Here is a 22,137-nt window from a genome sequence, read left to right as displayed (position 1 = left end):
CGGAGGAGACCACCTGGCGAGGATAGAGGGTGTCGAGGGTCAGCGCTCGGCTGGTCGAACCAGGCGGGCGAGGATGTCGGCGTGCAGCACACCGTTGGTGGCCACCGCGCTGCTGTCGGTGCCCGGTGGGCCGGCGGGCGCCTGTCGACCAGCCAGATCCGTGACCGTGCCACCCGCCTCCGTGACGATCGGCACCAGCGCCGCCACATCCCACAGGGACAGCTCCGGCTCGGCCATCACGTCGAGCGCCCCCTCGGCCAACAGCATGTAGCCGTAGAAGTCGCCGTAGGCCCGGCTGCGCCAGCTGTCCCGCATCAGGTCGAGCACCGCGTCCAGCCGTCCGGCGCTCTCCCACCCGTTCAGTGACGAGTAGCAGAAGCTGGCGTCCGCGATGCCCCGCACCGCGGAGACGCCGATCCGCTCGCCGGCCGCGGGGCCCGGCCCGGCGTACGCGCCCGCGCCCGCGCTGGCCCACCAGCGTCGGCCGAGCGCCGGCGCGGACACCACGCCGACCGCCGGCCGGTCACCGTCGTAGAGCGCGATCAGGGTGGCCCAGATCGGCACGCCACGGACGAAGTTCTTGGTGCCGTCGATCGGGTCGATGATCCACCGGCGGCCGTTCGGGTCGGCGGACAACTGCGCGCCGTACTCCTCACCGAGCAGCCCGTCGGCCGGCCGGTGCTCGGCCAGCAGGGCGCGGATCTCCCGCTCCACGGCGGTGTCCGCGTCGGAGACCGGGGTCAGGTCGGGCTTCGCCTCGACGCGCAGGTCGAGCGCGCGGAACCGGGCCATGGCGATGGCGTCGGCCCGGTCGGCGAGCAGGTGAGCGAGGGCGAGGTCGTCGGCGTACCCGGTCATGCCGGCAACCTAGCCCACGCCCGTCGGGTCACTCGTCGGGCCCGCGCCGGTCGCCCTCGCCGGGCCCGCGCTGGTCGCTGTCGCCGCGCGAGTCACCCTCGCCGGCGCGAGAGGCGAGCAATCGACGGTACGAGGCCAGCCGGCGCGGGTCGGCCTTACCGGCGGCCACCCACGCGTCCAGCCCACAGTCCGCCTCGTCGGCGGTGTGTGGACAGTTCGGTGGGCAGTCGACGGTGCCCTCGACCAGGTCCGGAAAGCCGTGCAGCAGGCTGTCGGCCGAGACGTGCGCCAACCCGAAGCTGCGGATGCCGGGGGTGTCGATGATCCAGCCCGGGTCGGTGTCGACCCCGGGCACCGGTGGCAGCCGCAGCGCCACCGCGCTGGTCGAGGTGTGCCGGCCCCGGCCGATCGCGCTGACCACGCCTACCGCGCGCAGCGCGTCCGGAACGAGGCGGTTGACAAGCGTCGACTTGCCCACCCCGGAGTGCCCGACCAGTACCGACACCTTGCCGCTCAGCAGCGCACGGAGCGCGTCGAGGTCGGAGTCGGGGCGGTTGAGCACGTACGGCAGCTCCAGCTCGGTGTAGTACCCGAGCACCTCCTCCGGCCCGGCCAGGTCGGCCTTGGTGAGGCAGAGCAGCGGCTCGACGTCCGCGTCGTACGCGGCCACCAGGCAGCGGTCGATGAACCCGGTACGCGGCGGCGGGTCGGCCAACGCGCTGACGATCACCAACTGGTCGGCGTTCGCCACCACCACCCGTTCCAGCCGACCCTCGGCGGTGGTCTCGTCGTCGTCGGCGGTGCGGCGCAGCACCGAGCGTCGCTCGGCGATCCGGACGATGCGGGCCAGAGCGCCCTCCGCGCCGGAGGTGTCGCCGACCAGGCTGACCCGGTCACCGACCACCACCGACTTACGGCCCAGCTCGCGGGCCCGCATCGCGGTGACGGTGGGCAGCTCCGCGCCGACCACGCCGCGCTCGGCGCCGGACAGCACGCAGGTGTAACGGCCCCGGTCGACGGCGATGACGAACCCGTCGACCGCGTCGGCGTGCTGCGGGCGGGTGCGCGTACGCGGGCGCGACGACTTTCCGGGCCGAACCCGTACGTCGTCCTCGTCGTACTCCCGCCGTCTGGTCGCCAGGACCTGTCCTCTTCTCGCGTCAGCTCTAAGTGAGCGTCCGGACGCTCACTTGCCGGTCACCATCGCTGACCATAGTGCCGGGAACTCGGGCATGGTCTTGGAGGTACACCCCACGTCGTCCACCTCGATGCCGGGAACGGCGAGCCCGGCCACCGCGGCGGCGTGCGCCATCCGGTGGTCGTGGTAGGTGCGGAAGACCCCGCCGCGCAGCGGACGGGGCCGGATCTCCAACCCGTCCGGCGTTTCGGTGATGTCCGCTCCGAGCCCGCCGAACTCGCGCGCGAGCGCGGCGAGCCGGTCGGTCTCGTGGCCCCGGATGTGCCCGACGCCGGTGAAGACCGACGGCGAGTCGGCCAGCATGGCCAGCGCGGTCAGCACGAGGGTCAGCTCGCCGACGTCGGACAGGTCGGCGGTCAGACCGTGCACCACGCCGGTGCCGCGGACGGTCAGCCCGTCGGTGGAGAGGGTGACCTCGCCGCCCATCCGCTGGAGCAGCGAGCGGAGTTGCTCGACCGGCTGCGCGCTGCTGTGTGGCCAACCCTGCAGGGTCACCTCGCCCCCGGTGACCAGGGCGGCGGCGAAGAACGGCACGGCGCCGGACAGGTCCGGTTCGATGTCCCAGCCGCGCCCGGTGAGCGGGCCGGGCTCGACGGCCCAGACGTCGGGGGTGCTGTCGTCGACCGCCGCGCCGGCGGCCCGCAGCATCTGCACCGTCATCCGAAGGTGCGGCGCGGAGGGCACCGGCGGCCCGACGTGGCGGACCACGACGCCCCGGTCGAAGCGCGGGGCGGCCAGCAACAACCCGGAGACGAGCTGGCTGGAGGCGGACGCGTCGATCACCACTTCGCCGCCGGCGACCCGGCCGGTGCCGAGGACGGTCAGCGGCAGGCTGCCGGTGCCGGTGACGTCGATCCGGACGCCCAGCGAGCGCAGCGCGTCGACCAGCGGGCCGAGCGGTCGGGTGCGGACGTACGGGTCGCCGTCGAAGGTGACCTGCCCGTCAGCCAGGCCGGCCACCGGCGGCACGAACCGCATCACGGTGCCGGCCAGCCCCACGTCGACGTGCGCGGGGCCGACCAGCGGGTGCGGTCGGACCAGCCAGCGCTCGTCGTCGCTGATCGAGACGTGCGCGCCCATCGCCCGCAGGCCGGCGGCCATCAGCTCGGTGTCGCGGGCGCGCAGTGGCCGGGCCAGCGTCGACGGGCCGGCGGCCAGCGCGCTGAGCACCAGGGCGCGGGCGGTCATCGATTTGGAACCGGGCAGGCGCAGCGTCGCCGCCACCGGGTCGGATGCGGTCGGTGCGGTCCACGGCTGCGGCGGCCGGGTCGCGGTCAGGTTCCCCACGGTTACATTCTGCCGCGTCGGCGGGTGGCGGTGGTGCCCGGCGTTCGTACTCCCGGTTGGCGGGACAGCCGGAGGGGCCCCCGACGCGTTAACGTGTGCCCCATGTGCGGCAGGTACGCGACGACCCGGAGTTCCGGTGAGCTGAGCGCGCTGTTCGAGTCGTCCGACGACTCCGACGGCCTGGTCCGTGCGGATCACAACGTCGCGCCGACCGACCCGGTGCCGCTGGTCCGGGTCAGCCCGGAGGGGCACCGCAGCCTCTGCGTCGGTCGCTGGGGGCTGCTGCCGCACTGGTCCCGGTCCGCCTCGGGCGCCGCCCGCATGATCAACGCGCGGGCGGAGACGGTGGCCACCAGCCGGGCGTACGCCGGCTCCTTCGCCCGTCGGCGCTGCCTGGTCCCGGCCGACGGCTGGTACGAGTGGGTCCGCCTGCCCGGCGGCGGACGACAGGCGTACTTCATGACCCCCCGGGACGGCTCGGTGCTCGCGCTGGCCGGCATCTGGTCGGTCTGGGGGTCCGACGCCGACACCCGGCTCACCTTCAGCGTGCTGACCACCGCGGCGCTCGGCGACCTGGCCGAGGTGCACGACCGGATGCCGGTGCTGCTGCCACCCGAGCGTTGGTCGTCGTGGCTGGCGCCGACCGACGAGCCGGGGCGGCTGCTCACTCCGGCGTCGGCGGCGCAGTTGGCGGGGTTGGAGATCCGCCCGGTGGGTGCGGCGGTGGGAGACGTCCGCAACGACGGGCCGCAGCTGACCGCCCGGGTGGCGGTGGCGCCCACTGTGACACCGCAGGAGTTGACCCTGTTCTGACGCCGCCGTGCATCGTCGGCCGCCGATTTGCCAGGGTTCCGCGCGATTCGTCTCCTGGTTGTTCAGTCATGTTCCCGGCAGACCCTTGTCCCGGTGTTGTGAAGTGCGATAGAACACAGCGCCGGTAGTGGCTGTCGATCCGCACGGGGCGGACGACGTCCACAGCTTTTGCCGGTCCCACGGGGGAGGTGGGTGGATGACACGGGCACGTATGCCGCGCCCGCACGAGGTGGCAGCGGCGCGGCGAGATCCGCGACTGCTGCGGGCCGTGCGAGAGCGGCAACAGGACGAAGCGTGGCGCACCAGGGGAACCTGCCAGAGCGTCGATCCGGAGACATTCTTTCCGGCACCGAACGAGCCGGCGGACGCCGCCGTCGCGCTGTGCCGCAGTTGTGACGTGCAGGGGTCCTGCCTGGCCTGGGCCCTCGACGTCGGTGACTGCCATGGCGTGTGGGGCGGCACCACACCGCGGGAACGACGGGCGATGCTTGTCGCCTGGCGTGGCGAGGTCGACCCCGACCCGGACGCCATCGACGACCCCGGCCCGCCGGTGCGCGATCGCCTGCTCGCCCTGGTCCCGCTGAGCTGATCGGCGGCCCGGTTCGCACCCGTCGCCCGGCTGGCGGCGCAGAATAGGCCGGTGCCACGCAGCAACGAGATCGACACCCCGCGCGGTCCGGCGCGGATCGACACCGACCTGCCGGTCCGTCCGGCCAGCGCCCTGCTCGTCCTCGGGCACGGCGCGGGCGGCAGCGTCGACGCGCCCGACCTGCTCGCGGTCCGGGACGCGTCGGTCGCGGCCGGCCTGGCGGTGGTCCGGGTGACCCAGCCGTACCGGGTCGCCGGTCGTCGTGCGCCGGCACCGGCAGGTCACCTCGACGAAGCCTGGGCAGTGGTGCTCGCCGTGCTGCGTGACCGGCACGCCGACGTGCCGACGGTGCTCGTCGGTGGGCGTTCCAGCGGCGCACGGGTGGCCTGCCGGACGGCCCGTGCGGTGGGCGCGGCGGGCGTGCTCGCGTTGGCCTTCCCGCTGCACCCGCCCGGTCGGCCGGAACGTTCGCGGGCCGCCGAGCTGGCCACCGGCCTGCCCACGCTTGTCGTCAACGGCGTCCGGGACCCGTTCGGGACGCCGGAGCCGGGGCCGGCCGTGCAGGTGGTGAGCCGCCCCGGTGAGACGCACGATCTGCGCCGGGATCCGGCCGGCACCGCCGCTGCCGTGCGCGACTGGCTGTACGCCCAGGGCTGGGCGGCCGACTGACCCCGTCGCGGCCGGCTCGCCGGAGCGACCGTTTCCGGCGCCGGGCACGGGTCGTTGCATCCGATGGTGCCGCCGGCCCGATCAGGGCCGGCGACACCAGTCCTCCCAGGCCCTTCCTGGTCCCAGCGCCGGCCGCCGTCGGGGCCGGGACCAGGAACGGGAGGGCCGGCCGGAATGCCCCAGTGGTCATCTCGCGTTACTACCCCCGGACGACTTTTCTGTGAGGGGGGTGACCGGTGCCAACCGAGACACGAAGCCTGGAACGGGACGATCGGGATGCCCGGCAGCTGAAGCGGCTGCTGGAAGGCCCGGAGTGGCCCGCGACGGCGGGACCGGGCGGGGTGGGCGCGGTGAGCACGGGCACACCATCCGGAAGTGAATCTGCGGGCAGGCCGCTGCGCGTATCCTCGGCGGGAAAGCATCCGACGCGAGGGGATGTGCGGTTGACCACCGAGAAGACGGACGAGCGCAGGGCCCGATTCGAGCGGGACGCGATGCCATTCGTCGATCAGCTCTACGCTGCTGGGCTGCGGATGACACGCAACCCGGCGGATGCCGAGGACCTGGTCCAGGAGACCTACCTGAAGGCGTACGCGGCCTTCCACCAGTTCGAGCAGGGCACGAACCTGAAGGCCTGGCTCTACCGGATCCTGACCAACACCTACATCAACTCCTACCGTAAGCGGCAGCGCCAGCCGATCCAGGCGCCCACCGAGGAGATCACCGACTGGCAGCTCGCCGAGGCCGAGTCGCACACCTCCAGCGGGTTGCGCTCCGCCGAGACGGAGGCACTGGACCGGCTGCCGGACAGTGACGTCAAGGAGGCCCTCCAGCAGTTGCCGGAGGAGTTCCGGCTGGCCGTCTACCTCACCGATGTCGAGGGCTTCTCCTACAAGGAGGTCGCGGACATCATGGGCACGCCGATCGGCACGGTGATGTCGCGTCTGCACCGGGGCCGTCGTAATCTGCGCAAGCTGCTCGAGCAATACGCGGGGGAGCGGGGCTTCAGCGCTGCCCGCTCAGCGAAGGGCTCGACCGCCGCCGCTGCCGGCCGGGAGGTGTGACGTGAGCTGTGGGGAGCCGCACGAGACGGACTGCCGCGAGGTGCTCGCGGAGGTGTACCTCTACCTGGATCTGGAGTGCGCCGACGAGCGACGCTCGCTGATCCGGCACCACCTGGACGAGTGCGGGCCCTGCCTGCGCGAGTACGGGCTGGAGCAGGAGGTGCGAGCGTTGGTGGCTCGTTGCTGTGGCAACGAGACCGCGCCGGACGAGCTGCGCGAGCGGCTGCGGGTCAAGCTCACCGAGCTGGTGGTCTTCGAGACCAGCGATTCCCGTGAGCTGACCGACTGAGCGTCTGAGCTGGCCGACTGAGCGTCGGCACAGGCTGGCAAGACCGGTGGCCCGGGTCGATGTCGACCCGGGCCACCGGTGTACCCGGCCTCGGCCGGCTGAGCGGCGACGGGCAGCCGGCCCGCCGACCCGTTCAGGAGTTGGGACGCTTGCCGTGGTTCGCGGCGCTCTTCTTACGAGCCTTCTTCTTCCGGGACTTCTTCGCCATGCTGACCTCCTCGTGATGGGTCGGATCCGTCCTGCGCGCGACCTTGGCGCTGATGCAGCCACCGGCCATCCGGCGGCGGGTCCGACCCGCTGATGGTAGTGCGGTCGGCACCCGCCGCCTTCCCCAGGGCGGGCCGGCCATCCCGGCCGTGCCGCTGCGCGCCCACCGGCGGTCGACGCATGATTGGATACATCGGCAGGCACGTCGCGAAGAGGGAGGGCCTGGACATGGCCGAGGAGATCCGCGCCGAGATGGTGGCCAACGTCTGGAAGGTCGTCGCTACCGCGGGTGACACGGTGGCCGAGGGTGACACCCTGGTGATCCTCGAGTCGATGAAGATGGAGATCCCGGTCATCGCCGAGTCCGACGGTGTGCTCCAGCAGCTCGCCGTGCACGAGGGCGACGTGGTGCAGGACGGTGACCTGATCGCGGTGATCGCTTGACCGGGTTGCGGGTCCGTTCGGCCGAGCCGGCCGACTTCCCGGCGGTGGCCCGGCTGACCGTGGCCGCGTACGAGGCGGACGGCCAGCTCAAGGGCGAACACGGGTACGGCGAGGTGCTGGCCGACGTGTCGACCCGGGCCACCAGCGGCGAGGTGCTGGTCGCGGTGGACGAGGTGACCGGGGCGGTGCTCGGCTCGGTCACGTTCGTGCTGCCGGGCACCCCGTTCGCCGCGCTGTCCGGGCCGGGCGAGGCGGAGTTCCGGATGCTCGCGGTCGACCCGGGCGCTCAGGGCCGCGGGGTGGGTGCGGCGCTGGTCGAGGCGTGTGTCGACCGGGCGACCGAGTTGAACTGCACGGCGGTGGTGATCTGCGTCCGGGCCGGGATGGCCGATCCGGCGCACCGGCTCTACTCACGGCGCGGGTTCGTCCGCTCACCGGAGAAGGACTGGTCGCCGGCGCCGGGCGTGGACCTGCTCGGCCTGCGACTGGAGCTGACCCGCAGCTGAGCGCCGGGTAGACCCAGCTCGGCACCGCTCGGGTCAGGCGTCGGGTTGCGTGCCGATGGCGGCCAGCAGCTCGTCGGCCACCTCCAGGGCGAGCTTGCGGCGTTCGTCGTCGGTGATGTTCGGGGCGCGGACCGCGAACCAGCTGGTGTGCACCGCGAACAGCGACAGCGCGGCGCGCAGTTGGGCGGCGGGGGAGTCGTCGCCCCGGCAGAGCGCGTTGGCCAGCTCCATCATCCGGCCGCGCATCTTCTGACCGGCGGCCAGGCTCTTGAGCGCGGTCTGGTTCTGCTCGAAGAAGCGCATCACCGACGGCTGCTCGCCGCTGAACATCGTGTCGGCGTACCGGGAGATCAGCTCGCGGCGGGTGGCCAGGGTCGCGGGCTGGGTGGCGGCCCAGGCGGTCAGCGCGTCCATCCGCTCCAGCCGGTCCTCCACGAAGCTGGCGACGATGTCGTCCTTGCTCTTGAAGTGGTAGTAGAGGGCGGCCTTGGTGACATTGAGGCGCTCGGCGATCTCCCGGAGCGAGGTCTTCTCGTACCCCTGCTCGGTGAAGAGCTCGAGCGCGACGGCCTTGATCCGTTCCCGGGTCCCGCCTGTGCTCTCTCTCACCCACGCCCCCCAATTGGCTTGACCGTCGTTCGCTATCCAACTTACCGTGCGGCTAGTAAGGTGACTAGCCGGGCGGCAAGTAAGAACGGCAATCCTCGGGGGGAGCTTACCCATGACTCAGGCAACCCAGGTCGGCACGCGACCCACCAACATTCGGGTCGTGCTGTTCGGGCTGATGATCGCGATGATGCTCGCGATGCTCGACAATATGATCGTCAGCACCGCGTTACCGCGGATCGTCGGCGAGTTCGGCGGGCTCAACCACTTCACCTGGGTGGTTACCGCGTACGTCCTGGGCACCACCGTCTCCACCCCGATCTGGGGCAAGCTCGGTGACCTCTACGGCCGCAAGTCGGTCTTCCTGACCTCGGTCGTCGTCTTCCTGGTCGGCTCCGCCCTCTGCGGCATGGCCGGCTCCGACATGTTCGGCGGCCCGCAGGACGGCATGGTCCAGCTCATCGCCTTCCGGGCGGTGCAGGGCCTCGGTGCCGGCGGCCTCATGGTCGGCGTGATGGCGATCATCGGTGACCTGGTCCCGCCCCGCGAGCGCGGGCGCTACCAGGGCATGATCGCCGGCATCATGGCCATCGCCATGGTGGCCGGCCCGCTGGCCGGTGGCTTCATCACCGACCACCTCTCCTGGCGCTGGGCGTTCTACGTGAACCTGCCGCTGGGCGGTGTGGCGCTGCTCGTGCTGATCACCACCATGCACCTGCCGAAGTACCGCACCGAGCACCGGATCGACTGGATCGGAGCCGGGCTGCTCTCGGTCGGCATCACCGCGATCGTGCTCATCACCACCTGGGGCGGCAACGAGTACGCCTGGATCTCGCCGCAGATCCTCGGCCTGGCCGTGCTGGCGCTGGTGACCCTGGTCGTGTTCGCCGTGGTCGAATGGTTCGTCCCCGAACCGATCCTGCCGCTGGCGCTCTTCGCCAACCGTAACTTCGCGCTGATCTCGGTGATCGGCTTCCTGCTCGGCTTCGCGATGTTCGGCGCGATGAACTTCCTGCCGCTCTACCAGCAGACCGTGCAGGGGGCGTCGGCCACCAACAGCGGCCTGCTGCTGCTGCCGCTGATGTTCGGCATGCTCGTCGTCTCGCTTCTCGTCGGTCGGGCGATCACCCGCAACGGCAGGTATCGGGCGTACCCGATCATCGGTGGTGTGGTGATGACGGGGGGCATGGCGCTGCTGTCCATGCTCGACACCGACACCAGCAAGCTGATGTCCTCGCTGTACATGATCGTGCTCGGCGTCGGCATGGGCTTCCTGATGCAGACGTCGATGCTGATCGCGCAGAACAGCGTGGAGCAGAAGGACCTCGGCGCGGCCAGCGGTGCGGCCACCTTCTTCCGGTCGATCGGTGGTTCGTTCGGCATCTCGCTGTTCGGGGCGATCTTCGCCAACCGGCTGGCCAGCTCCGAGGGCGGTCGGGCCTTCGGCGGCGGCGAGGCCGGTGCCGGGATGGACCTGGAGAAGCTCAAGGACCTGCCCGCCCAGGCGCGCGAGGCGGTGCTCGGCGGTCTCGCCGACGCCATCTCGCACGTCTTCCTCTGGGCGGTGCTGTTCACCATCGTGATCCCGGTGCTCGCCTGGTTCATCAAGGAGATCCCGCTGCGCACCGCGAACGAGGCGCCGCCGCAGGCCACCCCGGAGGAGGAGGCCGAGGTCGCCCTCGGCAACGCCCCGGTCGCCTGACCCAACCCGCTCTTCCACGCGCCGCGTCGACCGTCACGGTCGGCGCGGCGCTCCCTTGCTCAGGCGTTGCCAGAGGCGGCGCAGCGGGTTGCGGGGGCGGGGGAGCCGGGGGGAGTGGGTGCGCAGCAGCTCGGTGGCCAGGGCCGCGGTCGCCGGGTCGAGCTGCGGGGCGGCGAGCGCCAGGTGGGCCAGCGAGGCGGCGATCGGGACCGGCCGGCTGCGCGCCACGTCGGCGGCGTCGGCCAGTCGCTCCGCCACCACCCGGGCCACGTCCGGCCGCACCGAAGGGTCCACCCAGGCGGCGGTGACCAGGGCGAACAGCGCCGCCTCGGTGACCCAGTCCTCGACGCCCCAGATCAGATCGAGCAGCACCCGGCGTCGGGTCGAGCCCTCCCACGGCTCGTCGGTGCGGTGGTGCAGCAGCCCCAGGCAGGCCCACACCTGCACGCCACGGACCCAGACCGACGGGTCGTGGGCGGCCAGCAGCCGACCCACCCCGTTGGCCGGCGCCGCCGGTGGGTGCACCAGCAGGCCGAGCAGGTCGGCCAGGTCGAGGCCGGCCAGACCCACCGCGGCGTCGTACGCCGCCGGTGGGTGCGCCCACGCCGGATGGGCGATCTGCCCGATCCGTTCGACCGCCGTCGCCGAGGGCGCCGCCAGCGCGGGCGTGGGGACGGCGTCCGCGTAGTGCCACAACCGTTGAGCGGACGCCCGCCGGGGCTCGCGCGGGTCGGGCTCCGGCGTGCCGACGACCTCGATCCGCAGGCCGGGGGCGGTGGAGATCGCCGTCCCGACCGCGCTCGGTGGGGCGGCGGCGGGTAGCCGTACGGCGCCGCCGAGACCGATGTCGTCGTCGGCCACCGCCTGGCGCATCGCGTCGACCAGCGGCCCGCCGGCCGGGGTGAGTTGGCCGAGCCAGGGCCGCCCTCGGCAGCACTGCGCCAGGTCGCCGTGCTCGTGGCTGTCGTCCGGGTGGTCCCGTACGAAGTCGGCGAGCGCGACCAGGTGGGCGAGGTCGCCGTCGCGCAGGTGCCGCAGGCGGTGGGCGGTGTGCACCGCGCAGTCGAACGACGGATCCCGCGCCAGCGCCCGCTCGGTCCAATCCAGCGCCTCGTCCAGCCGGCCGATCTCGGCCAGGGTGCCGGCGATGTCCGCGTAGATCGCCAGGTCGTCGGGGTCCAGCTCGACGGCCCGACCGAGGGCGGCGAGGCCGTCGCGGGTCCGGCCCGAGCTGCGGTACGCGTACCCGAGCCACACCTCGCCCATCTTCGAGGGCTGCGCGCGTACCCCTCGGGTGGCCCAGCGGACCGCCAGCTGGACCTCGCCGAGGCGCCGGGCCAGCGCGGACGCCGCGCCCAGCAGCAGGCCGTGTTCGGGGTGCACGGTGGCCGCGTTGCGGGCCAGCGTGAGGTACGGGGCCAGCGGGGCCCGGCCGATCCGCGGCACCGGGTCGGGCAGCGCGGCGCAGACCTGCATGAGGACTCGGGCGATGTGCTCCGGGTCCAGTCGTTCGGCCAGCTCGGGCGCGGTGACCCAGGGCACGCCGGCCCACTCGGTGCCGGGTGCGTACGCCGTCGCCGCGGCCAGCAGCTCCAGCCCTTCGGCGGGGCGGCCGGCGGTGGCGAGGAGGTGGGCGCGGGCGACGACCGCACCGACGAAGGTGTGGTGGTTGATCGGGAAGAGGTCGAGGCCGCCGCCGCTTCTCGCGGCGAGCCGGGCCAGCGTCTCGTGCACCTCCGGGAGGGTGGGAGCCCGGGCCAGCGCGCCGGCGAGGTGGCCGGCGGCGTGGTGCAGGTCGCCCTCGTCGAGTGCCAGCCGGGCCAGCGCCAGCTCCTCCGTGGCGGAGAGCGCGGGGTCGTCCGTTCCCTCGGGCACGTCGTCCTCTCGTCGCGGGCTAGACCGGGTACATCGGGGAAAGCGTAGTTGATATTGGGGTCAGTAGCTGATCATCTGCGCACTCGTGCTCGTTAGATTGCTTGGACACGCCCAAAAGTGCAAGACTGAGCAGGAACCGCGCGGTAACCGCGCAAGAGAGGAGTGTCCGTGACTCGTGCAGGGGCTGGAATGGCCGCCGACATCGACGAGCAGCCAGCTGGGTACGCGCGTCTGCTCTCCGCCGCCAACGCCGCCGAGATCGCCCGGGTGGCGGCGGTCATCGCCGAACGCCGGCCGCGGCACGTGGTCTTCACCGCGCGGGGCACCTCCGACCACGCGGCGCTCTACGGGGCCTACCTGACCGAGATCCGGCTCGGCCTGCCCGCCGGGCTCGCCTCGCCCAGTGTCGTCACCCTGTTCGGGGCCCGCCCCGACCTGTCCGACGCGCTGGTCGTCGGGGTCAGCCAGAGCGGCGGCTCGCCCGACCTGACCGAGGTGCTGCGCGCCGCCCGCGCCTCCGGGGCGCTGACCCTCGCGGTGACCAACGTCCCCGACTCGCCGCTGGCCGACGTGGCCGAGCTGAGCATCGACATCGCCGCCGGGCACGAGCGGGCGGTGGCCGCCACCAAGACCTACACCGCCGAGCTGCTCGCCCTGCTGATGCTGGTGGAGGGGATCCGGGCCGGCGACGGCGTGCTCCCAAAGGCCGAACGGGAGGCGCTCGACGCGCTGCCCGAGCTGGCCACCCGCACCCTGGCCGACGACACCCCGGCCCAGCTCGCCCCGCGCTACCGGTTCGCCCGGCAACTGGTCACCACCGGCCGGGGGTACGCCTACCCGACCGCCCGGGAGGCCGCGCTCAAGCTGATGGAGACCTCGTACCTGCCGGCGCTCGCCTTCTCCGGCGCCGACCTGCTGCACGGCCCGCTCGCGATGACCGACCCGGAGGTCCCGGTGCTCGCCGTGGTCGGCTCCGGCCCCGGCGGCCGGTCGATGGGCGAGGTGCTGCCCCGCCTCGGCGAACGCCGCGCCGACGTCGTGGTGGTCGGCTCCGCCGACGTGCCGGGCGCCACCCGGCTCGCCGTTCCCGAGGTCGACGAGCGGTACGCCCCACTGCTGGACATCCTGCCGATGCAGCGGTTGGCGCTGGCACTGGCGCTCACCCGAGGCGAGGATCCGGACGCGCCGCGCGGGTTGAAGAAGGTCACCGCGACGATGTGACGCACGGCGTGGCACCCTGGTCACCGTGTCCACGCTGCGCGACCTCGCCGAGGAGCACACCCATCTCCGTCCGGCCGACATCGACCACCTGCACCGGATCGCCGGCGACTGGCAACTGCTCTCCGATCTGTCCTTCGCTGACCTGCTGCTCTGGGTGCCGGTCGACGCCGACGGCACGTTCCTCTGCGTCGCCCAGGTCCGTCCGACCACCGCACCGACCGCCTACCAGGACGACCAGGTGGGTCGGATCGTCGGCGGGCCGGAGGTGGCCCACCTGGGGGTGGCGTACTCCCAGGGCCGGATCTGGCGCGAGGGCGACCCGGTCTGGTACGGCGACGTGCCGGCCCGACACGAGGCGATCCCGGTCCGGCTGCGTACCGCCGAGGGTGAGGCCGGCGAGGTGATCGCGGTGGTGGGGCGGGACACCAACCTCTCCACCGCGCGTACGCCCAGCCAGTTGGAACTCAACTACCTCACCACCGCCGACGACCTGGCGCAGATGATCGCGGACGGCACCTTCCCGCCGCCGCGGCATCCGGGTGAGACCACCTCGGCGCCCCGGGTCGGCGACGGCCTGGTCCGGCTCGATGCCGGCGGCAAGGTCACCTACGCCAGCCCGAACGCGCAGTCCGCGTACCGCCGGCTGGGCTACGCCTCGCACCTGGTGGGGGAGGACCTGGCCGCGCTGCACCGCCGGCTGGCCGGTGACCCGCTGGACGGCACCGAGGCCTCGAACGGCATCCTGGCCGCGCTGCGCGGTGAGGCGCCACCCCGTCGGGAGATCGACGCGCGAGGTGCCACGATGCTCACCCGGGCGCTGCCGCTGATGCCGGCCGGGGTGCCGATCGGCGCGCTGGTGCTGGTCCGGGACATCACCGAGGTCCGTCGCCGGGACCGGGCGCTGATCACCAAGGACGCCACCATCCGGGAGATCCACCACCGGGTGAAGAACAATCTCCAGACGGTGGCCGCGCTGCTGCGGTTGCAGGCCCGCCGGGTGGCGATGCCGGAGGCCCGGGTCGCGCTGGAGGAATCGGTCCGTCGAGTCGCCTCGATCGCCCTGGTGCACGAGACGCTTTCGATGTCCAGCGACGAGGCGGTGGAGTTCGACGGCATCGTCGACCGGGTGGCCAGCGCGGCGACCGAGGTCGCGGCGACCGAGGTGAGCGTCGGCATGCGGCGGCGGGGCAGCTTCGGCGTACTGCCGGCGGAGATCGCCACCTCGCTGGTGATGGTCCTCAACGAGTTGCTGCTCAACGCCGTCGAGCACGGCTTCCCGCCGGCCGACGAGGCGGACGAGGTCCCCGTACCCGTCGCCTCCGGCATGGTGCCGGTCGCCGCTCCCGAGGTCGACCCGTCGCTGCGACCCGAGGTGGTGGTCTCGGCACACCGGTTCCGCAAGATGCTGCACGTCTCGGTGACCGACAACGGACGCGGCCTCCCCCCGGACTTCGACAGCGAACGCGGCAGCCGGCTCGGCCTCCAGATCGTCCGAGCCCTGATCACCGGGGAGCTGCGCGGCACCATCGAACTGCGGGCCGGCGCCAACGGTGGCACCGAGGCCGTGCTGGTCGTCCCGCTGGCCCGCAACGCCCACGACGGCCGCTCGCAGGGCTGAGCCGCCCTGCCGCCTCCGGTGGGGCGGGGGCTGCGGCGGGAGCGGATATCAGAATGAGCGTGATGCCTCCGAGTCATCAGGATGACTCACCGTCATCACGCGCATCGAGATGGGCGGGCCCGGCCGTTGGGCCGGCCTGCCCGTGGGCGGTCCGGTCAGCGATCGGGGCGGCTGGTCAGCAGCGCGACGGTCAGGCCGGGCCGCTGCCAGACCTGCGTGACGGTGAAGTCGGTGCGTAGCGCGTCGCCCTTGGCGCCGGGCACGGCGGCCAGCGGCTCGGGGTGCCGACCGGAGACGACGAGCCACACCCGTGTCGTACCGGCCAGGCACTGTGCCGGCTGCTGGCACTCGGCGGCCCACAGGTCACCGCGGCGCACCTCGTCCTCGGTGACCAGCACGTCGCGTGGTGGGTCGTCGAGGTGGTACTCGATGCCGAGGTCGAGGAAGAGCCAGCTGTGCCGGGGCGAGTAGACCACCGCGTCCCCCGGGCGTTGGCCGTCGGCGATCACCCGCGCCACCCCCGCGTAGTCCACCGGCGCGCTGCGTGGCCACTCGTGGGTCCGGCGCAGCGCGGCCTGGTCGGGTAGGCCGAGCAGCCCGGCCAGGAGTACCACGACGAGCGCGGCCGGTGCGGCCACGGCGGCCAGCGCCGCGCCGGCCAGCAGACACGCGAAGGGCACCACGAAGACCAGGTACCGGGGCACCCACAGCGGTACGACCGTGCCGGCGGCGAAGAGCAGCAGTACGGGCAGCAGCACCGCGCTGACCGGCAGCACGGCGCGCCGCCCGAGCCGGGCCGCGCCCAACGCGGCGACCCCGACCAGCAGACCGCCGACCACGCTGCTCTGGGCCACGCCACCGGGCAGCGCGGTCAAATCGTCGAGCCGGGCCAGGTGGACCCAGTTGAACTGCCGGGACTGCTGGGTCCGGGCCTTGACCAGCAGCGGGCCGGCCAGCAGTGCGACCGGCAGTACGGCGACCAGCCACCGCCACACCCGCCGGTCCCGCTCGGCGTCGAGGTGCTCCGGGGCGGCGATGCCGGCGCGGGCCGGGCCGCGCCACCAGGCGATGAGGACGACCAGCGCGTGGGCGGCGAGCACTGTGAGCGCGATCAGATGGATGAGCCCGAGTGCGGCGACGGCGGCGGCGTAACCGGCCCAACGGGCCCAGCTCGGTCGGCGCAGCGCGGTCACCAGCAGCAGGGTGGCGAGCACGGCGAGCATGGTGGCCAGCGCGTACGGGCGGGCCTCCTGCCCGTAACGGGAGGTGCCGGGGAGCACCGCGAACAGCAGCCCGGCGAAGAGGCCGCCGCGCCGGTCGACGAGCCGCGCGCCGAGCACGGCGAGCAGCCCGGCGGCCACTGTCATCGCCAGCACGGCCGGTAGGCGCAGGGCGATCGTGGAGTCGCCGACAACAGCGGTCCAGCCGTGCATGAGCAGGTAGTACGGCCCGGTGGCGGCATCGATGGTGTCGGCCAGCCGGGCCAGGTCAGTGGGTGACCGGGTCGCCGCGCTCCACGTCGCCAACTCGTCGCGCCACAACTGGGCGGAGCCCAGCCCAGTCACTGTCACCGCCAGGGTCAGCAGCGCCGGGGGCAGCCAGACCGGCAGGCGGCGCAGGTGCTCCCACGCCCTCCCGGCCGACCTCTCGGACATTTGCCCCACGGCCCGAGCCTGCCACGACCACCCCCTCCGTGAACGTCAGCCGGCGGCAGGCGATGGGCGCCAGGCTGGCATCACGTCGTTCGGACGGGCGGTCTTCGCCGGATCACGCTCCACCAGCTCGTCGAGTACGGCGTCGATCCGGGCCATCAGCTCGTCGTCGAGCCGTACCGTGGCGGCCCGTGCCGTCTCGGCGAGCTGCTCGGGCCGGGACGCGCCGACGATCGCGCCCGCCACCGTCGGACGGCGCAGCACCCACGCCACCGCCAACTGGGCCATCGTGCAGCCGGCGGCCTCGGCGATCGGCCGGAGCTGGCGTACCCGGGAGAGCAGCAGATCCGAGGAGTAGCGGGCGATGAACGAGCCACCGAAGCCGTCGGTGGCCCGGGAGCCGGCGGGCGGACGGCCACCCGGTTCGTAACGGCCGGTCAGCACGCCCATCGCCAGTGGCGCCCAGGCGAGCTGCCCCAGGCCGAGGTCAGCGCAGGCCGGCGACACCTCGGCCTCCACCACCCGCCACAGCATCGAGTACTGCGGCTGGTTGGCGATGAACGGGATGTGCAGCTCGGCGGCGAGCCGCATTCCCGCGCGCAGCTGCGGGCCGGTCCACTCGGACGCGCCGACGTAGAGCACCTTGCCCTGACGGACCAGGTCGGCGAAGGCCAGCATCGTCTCCTCCAGCGGCACACTGTCGTCGTACCGGTGCGCCTGATAGAGGTCGACGTAGTCGGTGCCCAGCCGGCGTAGCGAGGCGTGACAGCCCTCGATGACGTGCTTGCGGGACAGCCCGGCGTCGTTGGCGCCCGGCCCGACCGGCAGGCACACCTTCGTGCACAGCTCGATCGAGCTGCGCCGGACGCCGCTCAGCGCCCTGCCCAACGCCTCCTCGGCCCGCCCCTGGGCGTACCGGTCGGCGGTGTCGAACGTGGTGATGCCCGCGTCCAGGGCGGCGGCCACGCACGCGGCGGCCGCGTCATCGTCGAGCTGGTTGCCGTGGGTGACCCAGTTGCCGTACGCGACCGCGCTGACGCGCAGGCCCGACCGGCCCAGTTGCCTGTACTCCATACCAGGATCCTCGGGCCGCTCCGCGCTGTCGCCGAACCGTTCGAACGTGGTCGAATCCGTAGGTGATCGAGGTTCGGTTCTCGCCCGACGACCTGAGCCGGGTCCGGTTCGTGCACTCGCCGCTGGCCGAGCTGGTGGCCAGCTCCTGCGCGTTGCGCAAGCCCGCGAAGTACTGGATGCACCGCCCGTGGCGGGAGCGCGCGGAGCGGCTGCTGCCGGATGCCGGTCTGGAACCGCTGTTGGCGGTGCTCAAATCGTCCAACGGCTACGTGCCGGATTTCCTCACCCCGGTCGGGGTGGCGCCGAACCTGGCCGCCGAGTTGCGGGCGGTCGCCGGCACCGACCCGTCCCGGGTGCGGCGGCAACTGGAGCGGGCCGGCGCACCCCGGCTGGCCCCGGACGAGCTGGTCGCGCAGCTCCACAGGTACTTCACCCTGCTGATCGCACCGGACTGGCCCCGGCTGCGGGCGCTCGCGCTGGCCGACATCCGGCGGCGGACGCTACTCGCCGCCGAGCAGGGTGGGCGCACCCTGCTCCGCGAGCTGCACCCGTTGATCCGGTGGGACGGCGCGGCGCTGCGAGTCGCCGTCGGTACGACCCGCCCGGTCGGCCTGGACGGACGCCCGTGGACGCTGCTGCCCACCGCGTTCTCCGGGCCGACGGTGCACGCGATCATGGAGGGCGACGCCGGGCCCGCCCTCTGCTATCCGCCCGCCGGGCTGGGCGGGCTGTGGGATTCGCCGCCGCCCAGCGCGGCGCTGAGCGCTCTCCTCGGCGGTACGCGGGCGGCGGCGCTCGCCCTGCTCGACGCGCCGCTGAGCACCGGCGAGCTGGCCGCGCTGCTGGGCCTCGCGCCGGCGACCGCGTCGCACCACCTCACCACTCTGCGGGACAACGGCCTGGTCGCCGGCGTACGGCAGGGTCGGGTGGTGCGTTATGCCCGAACTGTCCTGGGTGACCAGCTGGTTGGCTGACCTCCGGCCCGTGATGTGGGATCCAGCACGCGGACATTGGCCGGCCCCCTTGGGGTGTGGCAGCATGGGCTCCATGACCGCCGCAGTCGTCCGCCGTTTCGTGGCACGTCGCCACGTTGATTACGGCCGCGTGCGCAGCGCGATCTGTCCGGCCTACTGACGACGCCCGACCAATCCGTCTCGGGCGCGCTCCGCGCCGGCTGTCTGAAGACACCGTTGTCCCGCCCGCTTCGCGGGCCGGCCGCCGCGCCCCGCGTACCCCGAGGCACAGCAGACAACGGAGGACGCCGCGATGGCGGTCAGCAGCATCCCGGCCCGTTCCGAGGACCCGACGGCTCGCCCGGCCCGAGCGCCGCGCCGGCCACGGGGTGAGGGTCAGTGGGCGCTCGGCCACCGCGAGCCGCTCAACCCCAACGAGCGGATCAAGAAGGACGACGACCCGCTCAACGTCCGGGCCCGCATCGAGACCATCTACGCGCACCGCGGCTTCGCCTCCATCGATCCGCAGGATCTGCGGGGCCGGTTCCGCTGGTGGGGCCTCTACACCCAGCGCAAGGCGGGCATCGACGGCGGGCGCACCGCCGTGCTGGAGCCGCACGAGCTGGAGGACGAGTTCTTCATGCTCCGGGTCCGCATCGACGGCGGCCAGCTCAGCCTGGCCCAGCTGCGGGTGATCGCGGACATCTCCCGGGAGTTCGCGCGGGACACCGCCGACATCACCGACCGGCAGAACATCCAGTACCACTGGATCCGGGTCGAGGACATGCCGGAGATCTGGCGTCGGTTGGAGTCGGTCGGCCTGCAGACCACTGAGGCGTGCGGCGACTGCCCGCGGATCGTGCTGGGCAGCCCGGTCGCCGGTGTGGCCCGTGACGAGGTGCTCGACCCGACCCCGGCGATCGACGAGATCGTCTCCCGGTACGTCGGGGACAAGCAGTTCTCCAACCTGCCCCGCAAGTTCAAGACGTCGATCTCGTGGCTGGTGGACACCCCCTACGAGTCGAACGACATCGCTTTCCTCGGTGTCGACCACCCCGAGCACGGGCCCGGCTTCGACGTCTGGGTCGGCGGCGGCCTCTCCACCAACCCGATGCTCGCAAAGCGGCTCGGCGTCTGGGTGCCGCTGGCCGAGGTGCCCGACGTGTGGGCCGGGGTGGTCGGGATCTTCCGTGACTACGGCTACCGCCGGCTGCGCCACCGGGCCCGGCTCAAGTTCCTGGTGGCCGACTGGGGCGTGGAGCGCTTCCGGGAGGTCCTGGAGAAGGACTACCTCGGTCGTACGCTGCTCGACGGCCCGGCGCCGATCCTGCCGTCGAAGCCGGTCGACCACGTGGGCGTGCACGAGCAGGCCGACGGGCGGCACTACGTGGGCGCGGCCCCGGTCGTCGGTCGGGTCTCCGGCGCGCAGCTCAGCCAGCTGGCCGACGTGGTCGAGGCGCACGGCAGCGACCGGGTGCGGCTCACCCCGTACCAGAAGCTGCTGGTGCTCGACGTGCCGGCGGAGCGGACGGAGTCGCTTGTCGACGCGCTGCGCGGGATCGGTCTGGAGGCCCGGCCGTCGGCCTGGCGGCGCGGCACGATGGCGTGCACCGGCATCGAGTACTGCAAGCTCGCCATCGTCGAGACGAAGGCCCGCGGCGAGGAGTTGGTGGCCCGGCTGGAGCAGCGGCTGCGCGACTTCGACGCGGACATCTCGATCCACATCAACGGCTGCCCGAACGCGTGCGCGCGTACCCAGGTGGCCGACATCGGGCTGAAGGGTCAACTGGTGGTCGGCCCGGACGGCCGGCAGGTCGAGGGTTTCCAGGTGCACCTGGGCGGTGGGCTGGGCATGGCCCAGGGGCAGACCGCCGGTTTCGGCCGTAAGTTGCGCGGCCTGAAGACCACCGCCGAGGAGCTTCCGGAGTACGTGGAACGGCTGGCCCGTCGCTACCTGGCCAGTCGGAGCGAGGGCGAGACGTTCGCCAACTGGGTGATCAGAGTCGACGAGGAGGAACTGCGGTGAGCAGCGAGAACCGAGCGGCACCTCTGTACTGCCCGTACTGCGGCGAGGAGGACCTGCGGCCGCACGAGGCGGGGCACGGCGCCTGGGAGTGCCACGCCTGCACCCGGGTCTTCTCGGTGAAGTTCACCGGGCTGCTCTCGCGGGCGGTGACCTCATGAGCCTCGTCTCCGCCGCCGGCCTGGGCCTGGTCGGCCCGGGCGGTCCGAAGCCCGCCGACCCGTCCCTGCGCAGCCCGGACGAGCTGCGCGCGCTGGCCGAGGACGCCGGCCGGGAGCTGGAGGGTGCCCCCGCGCTGGAGATCGCCCGCTGGGCGGCGCAGACCTTCGGCGACCGGTTCTGCGTCACCAGCTCGATGGCCGACGCCGTCCTGGCCCATCTGGTGTCCCGGGTCGCCCCGGGCGTGGACGTGGTTTTCCTCGACACCGGCCTGCACTTCCCCGAGACGCTGCGGGTTCGCGACGAGGTCGCCCGGACGCTGCCGGTGAACGTCCGGTCGATCCGGCCCCGACTCACCGTCGGCCAGCAGGACGGCCAGTACGGTCCACGGCTGTTCAACAAGTCGCCTGACGACTGCTGCCAGCTGCGCAAGGTGGAGCCGCTGGAGCGGGCGCTGACCGGGTACGACGCCTGGGCCGCCGGTCTGCGTCGGGACGAGTCGCCGACCCGGGCCAACACCCCGGTGGTGACCTTCGACGCGCGGCGCGGCAAGGTCAAGGTCAACCCGATCGCGGCCTGGTCGCAGCAGGATGTGGACGCCTACATCGCCCGGTTCAACGTGCCGGTCAACGAGCTTTTCAAGCAGGGGTACGGGTCGATCGGCTGCTGGCCGTGCACCCGCCGTACCAAGGCCGGCGAGGACGCGCGGGCCGGCCGGTGGGCCATGTTCGAGAAGACCGAGTGCGGGCTGCACGTCTGACCTCCCCGGCGACGCCCCTGACCGGCCCCGCTGTGGCCGGCGGGGCCGATCCGGTGGTGCTGGTCGCGCACGGCAGCCGTGATCCACGGGCGGCCGCTGCCACCCGGGCACTGGCTCGGGCGGTGGCGGCGGCTCGGCCGGGCACCCAGGTGTGGGCGAGCTGGCTGGACCACACCGAGCCGGGGCCGACCGAGGTGCTGCGTGACCTGGCCGTGGCCGGGCACCGCCGCGCGGTGCTGGTGCCGCTGCTACTGACCGCCGCGTACCACCATCGGGTGGACATTCCGGCGGCGGTCGCCGCGGCGGCGCGGTCCGGGCCACCGCTGGCGGTACGGGTGACCGATGTGCTCGGCCCGGCGGACGACACGCCCGATCCGGCGCTGCTGGCCGGGTTGTGCCGTCGGCTGGGCGAAACGCGTCCGGGCGGCTTCGACGCGCTGCGTCCGGGCCGGTTCGACGCGTCGCGTCCGGGCGGCTTCGACGCGCTGCGTCCGGGCCGGTTCGACGCGTCGCGTCCGGGCGGCTTCGACGCGCTGCGTCCGGGCGGGTTCGACGCGTTGGTGCTGGCCG

General features: G+C 73.0%; 23 protein-coding genes. 16 read left to right on the top strand and 7 right to left on the bottom strand.

Going from position 1 to position 22,137, the window contains the following annotated elements; genetic code table 11:
* Positions 1-39: 39 nt before the first annotated feature.
* From hisN to aroA, 3 genes are all read right to left on the bottom strand, one after another.
* Positions 40-858: a histidinol-phosphatase gene (gene hisN / locus ABZU52_RS02920; protein ID WP_354969397.1), complete on the bottom strand. Its 819-nt coding sequence runs from the start codon at positions 856-858 to the stop codon at positions 40-42.
* Positions 859-886: 28 nt separating this feature from the next.
* The gene (gene rsgA, locus ABZU52_RS02915; RefSeq protein WP_238661996.1) at positions 887-1,882 is read right to left on the bottom strand and encodes a ribosome small subunit-dependent GTPase A; all 996 of its coding nucleotides are present in this window, start codon (positions 1,880-1,882) and stop codon (positions 887-889) included.
* A gap of 162 nt (positions 1,883-2,044) precedes the next feature.
* Positions 2,045-3,343: a 3-phosphoshikimate 1-carboxyvinyltransferase gene (gene aroA / locus ABZU52_RS02910; RefSeq protein ID WP_354969396.1), complete on the bottom strand. Its 1,299-nt coding sequence runs from the start codon at positions 3,341-3,343 to the stop codon at positions 2,045-2,047.
* A gap of 102 nt (positions 3,344-3,445) precedes the next feature.
* Here aroA and ABZU52_RS02905 point away from each other — a divergent pair, with 102 nt between their 5' ends.
* The 8 genes from ABZU52_RS02905 (at position 3,446) to ABZU52_RS02870 (ending at position 7,924) form a co-directional block, all read left to right on the top strand.
* On the top strand, positions 3,446-4,156 hold the full coding sequence (locus tag ABZU52_RS02905) for an SOS response-associated peptidase (protein ID WP_354969395.1): 711 nt from the start codon (positions 3,446-3,448) through the stop codon (positions 4,154-4,156).
* A 196-nt stretch (positions 4,157-4,352) separates the two neighbouring features.
* A complete protein-coding gene (locus ABZU52_RS02900; RefSeq protein ID WP_354969394.1) occupies positions 4,353-4,745 on the top strand; it encodes a WhiB family transcriptional regulator in 393 nt (130 codons plus the stop codon).
* Positions 4,746-4,796: 51 nt separating this feature from the next.
* Positions 4,797-5,414 carry an alpha/beta family hydrolase gene (locus ABZU52_RS02895; RefSeq protein WP_354969393.1) on the top strand — a complete coding sequence of 206 codons (618 nt, stop codon included), beginning with the start codon at positions 4,797-4,799 and terminating at the stop codon, positions 5,412-5,414.
* A 236-nt stretch (positions 5,415-5,650) separates the two neighbouring features.
* A complete protein-coding gene (locus tag ABZU52_RS02890; protein WP_354969392.1) occupies positions 5,651-6,478 on the top strand; it encodes a sigma-70 family RNA polymerase sigma factor in 828 nt (275 codons plus the stop codon).
* A 1-nt stretch (position 6,479) separates the two neighbouring features.
* Complete coding sequence (gene rsrA / locus ABZU52_RS02885) at positions 6,480-6,767, top strand: mycothiol system anti-sigma-R factor (protein ID WP_252419069.1); 288 nt, start codon at positions 6,480-6,482, stop codon at positions 6,765-6,767.
* Between the two features lie 59 nt (positions 6,768-6,826).
* Entirely contained in the window at positions 6,827-6,991 is a 165-nt protein-coding gene (locus tag ABZU52_RS02880) for a hypothetical protein (RefSeq protein ID WP_167493918.1), read from the top strand.
* A gap of 205 nt (positions 6,992-7,196) precedes the next feature.
* Positions 7,197-7,418, top strand: coding sequence for a biotin/lipoyl-binding carrier protein (locus tag ABZU52_RS02875; protein ID WP_030490397.1), 222 nt, complete (start codon positions 7,197-7,199; stop codon positions 7,416-7,418).
* Complete coding sequence (locus ABZU52_RS02870) at positions 7,415-7,924, top strand: GNAT family N-acetyltransferase (protein WP_354969391.1); 510 nt, start codon at positions 7,415-7,417, stop codon at positions 7,922-7,924. Before ABZU52_RS02875 ends, ABZU52_RS02870 begins: the two co-directional genes overlap by 4 nt.
* A gap of 33 nt (positions 7,925-7,957) precedes the next feature.
* On the opposite strand, the gene ABZU52_RS02865 is transcribed toward ABZU52_RS02870, so the two are convergent.
* On the bottom strand, positions 7,958-8,533 hold the full coding sequence (locus ABZU52_RS02865) for a helix-turn-helix domain-containing protein (protein WP_354969390.1): 576 nt from the start codon (positions 8,531-8,533) through the stop codon (positions 7,958-7,960).
* A gap of 112 nt (positions 8,534-8,645) precedes the next feature.
* Between ABZU52_RS02865 and ABZU52_RS02860 the strand changes: the two genes are divergently transcribed.
* A complete protein-coding gene (locus ABZU52_RS02860) occupies positions 8,646-10,232 on the top strand; it encodes an MDR family MFS transporter (protein ID WP_354969389.1) in 1,587 nt (528 codons plus the stop codon).
* A gap of 33 nt (positions 10,233-10,265) precedes the next feature.
* Here the strand turns inward: ABZU52_RS02860 and ABZU52_RS02855 are convergent, their stop codons facing one another.
* Positions 10,266-12,107, bottom strand: coding sequence for a tetratricopeptide repeat protein (locus ABZU52_RS02855; protein ID WP_354969388.1), 1,842 nt, complete (start codon positions 12,105-12,107; stop codon positions 10,266-10,268).
* 189 nt (positions 12,108-12,296) lie between these two features.
* On the opposite strand from ABZU52_RS02855, the gene ABZU52_RS02850 reads away from it, so the two are divergent.
* On the top strand, positions 12,297-13,328 hold the full coding sequence (locus ABZU52_RS02850; RefSeq protein WP_354969498.1) for an SIS domain-containing protein: 1,032 nt from the start codon (positions 12,297-12,299) through the stop codon (positions 13,326-13,328).
* A 25-nt stretch (positions 13,329-13,353) separates the two neighbouring features.
* Entirely contained in the window at positions 13,354-14,946 is a 1,593-nt protein-coding gene (locus ABZU52_RS02845; protein WP_354969387.1) for a histidine kinase N-terminal domain-containing protein, read from the top strand.
* A 155-nt stretch (positions 14,947-15,101) separates the two neighbouring features.
* Here the strand turns inward: ABZU52_RS02845 and ABZU52_RS02840 are convergent, their stop codons facing one another.
* Positions 15,102-16,601, bottom strand: a complete 1,500-nt coding sequence (locus ABZU52_RS02840; protein WP_354969386.1) for a glycosyltransferase family 39 protein — start codon at positions 16,599-16,601, stop codon at positions 15,102-15,104.
* Between the two features lie 45 nt (positions 16,602-16,646).
* Positions 16,647-17,672 (bottom strand): aldo/keto reductase family protein, encoded by a 1,026-nt coding sequence (locus ABZU52_RS02835; RefSeq protein WP_354969385.1) that lies wholly within the window; start codon positions 17,670-17,672, stop codon positions 16,647-16,649.
* A 62-nt stretch (positions 17,673-17,734) separates the two neighbouring features.
* On the opposite strand from ABZU52_RS02835, the gene ABZU52_RS02830 reads away from it, so the two are divergent.
* From ABZU52_RS02830 to ABZU52_RS02810, 5 genes are all read left to right on the top strand, one after another.
* Complete coding sequence (locus tag ABZU52_RS02830; protein ID WP_354969384.1) at positions 17,735-18,646, top strand: ArsR family transcriptional regulator; 912 nt, start codon at positions 17,735-17,737, stop codon at positions 18,644-18,646.
* 292 nt (positions 18,647-18,938) lie between these two features.
* Positions 18,939-20,651 carry a nitrite/sulfite reductase gene (locus ABZU52_RS02825; RefSeq protein ID WP_354969383.1) on the top strand — a complete coding sequence of 571 codons (1,713 nt, stop codon included), beginning with the start codon at positions 18,939-18,941 and terminating at the stop codon, positions 20,649-20,651.
* Positions 20,648-20,809, top strand: coding sequence for a hypothetical protein (locus ABZU52_RS02820; protein WP_165435836.1), 162 nt, complete (start codon positions 20,648-20,650; stop codon positions 20,807-20,809). Before ABZU52_RS02825 ends, ABZU52_RS02820 begins: the two co-directional genes overlap by 4 nt.
* The gene (locus ABZU52_RS02815; RefSeq protein ID WP_354969382.1) at positions 20,806-21,567 is read left to right on the top strand and encodes a phosphoadenylyl-sulfate reductase; all 762 of its coding nucleotides are present in this window, start codon (positions 20,806-20,808) and stop codon (positions 21,565-21,567) included. The genes ABZU52_RS02820 and ABZU52_RS02815 overlap by 4 nt, the downstream gene beginning before the upstream one ends.
* Before the next feature lie 17 nt (positions 21,568-21,584).
* A partial coding sequence (locus ABZU52_RS02810; RefSeq protein ID WP_354969497.1) for a CbiX/SirB N-terminal domain-containing protein occupies positions 21,585-22,137 on the top strand: 553 nt, incomplete at its 3' end.

The organism is Micromonospora sp. NPDC005220, from assembly GCF_040607895.1.
In the GTDB taxonomy this organism is placed as follows: domain Bacteria; phylum Actinomycetota; class Actinomycetes; order Mycobacteriales; family Micromonosporaceae; genus Micromonospora.
Note: the sequence above shows the minus strand (reverse complement) of the source record. Positions and strands in the feature narration are given on the sequence as shown.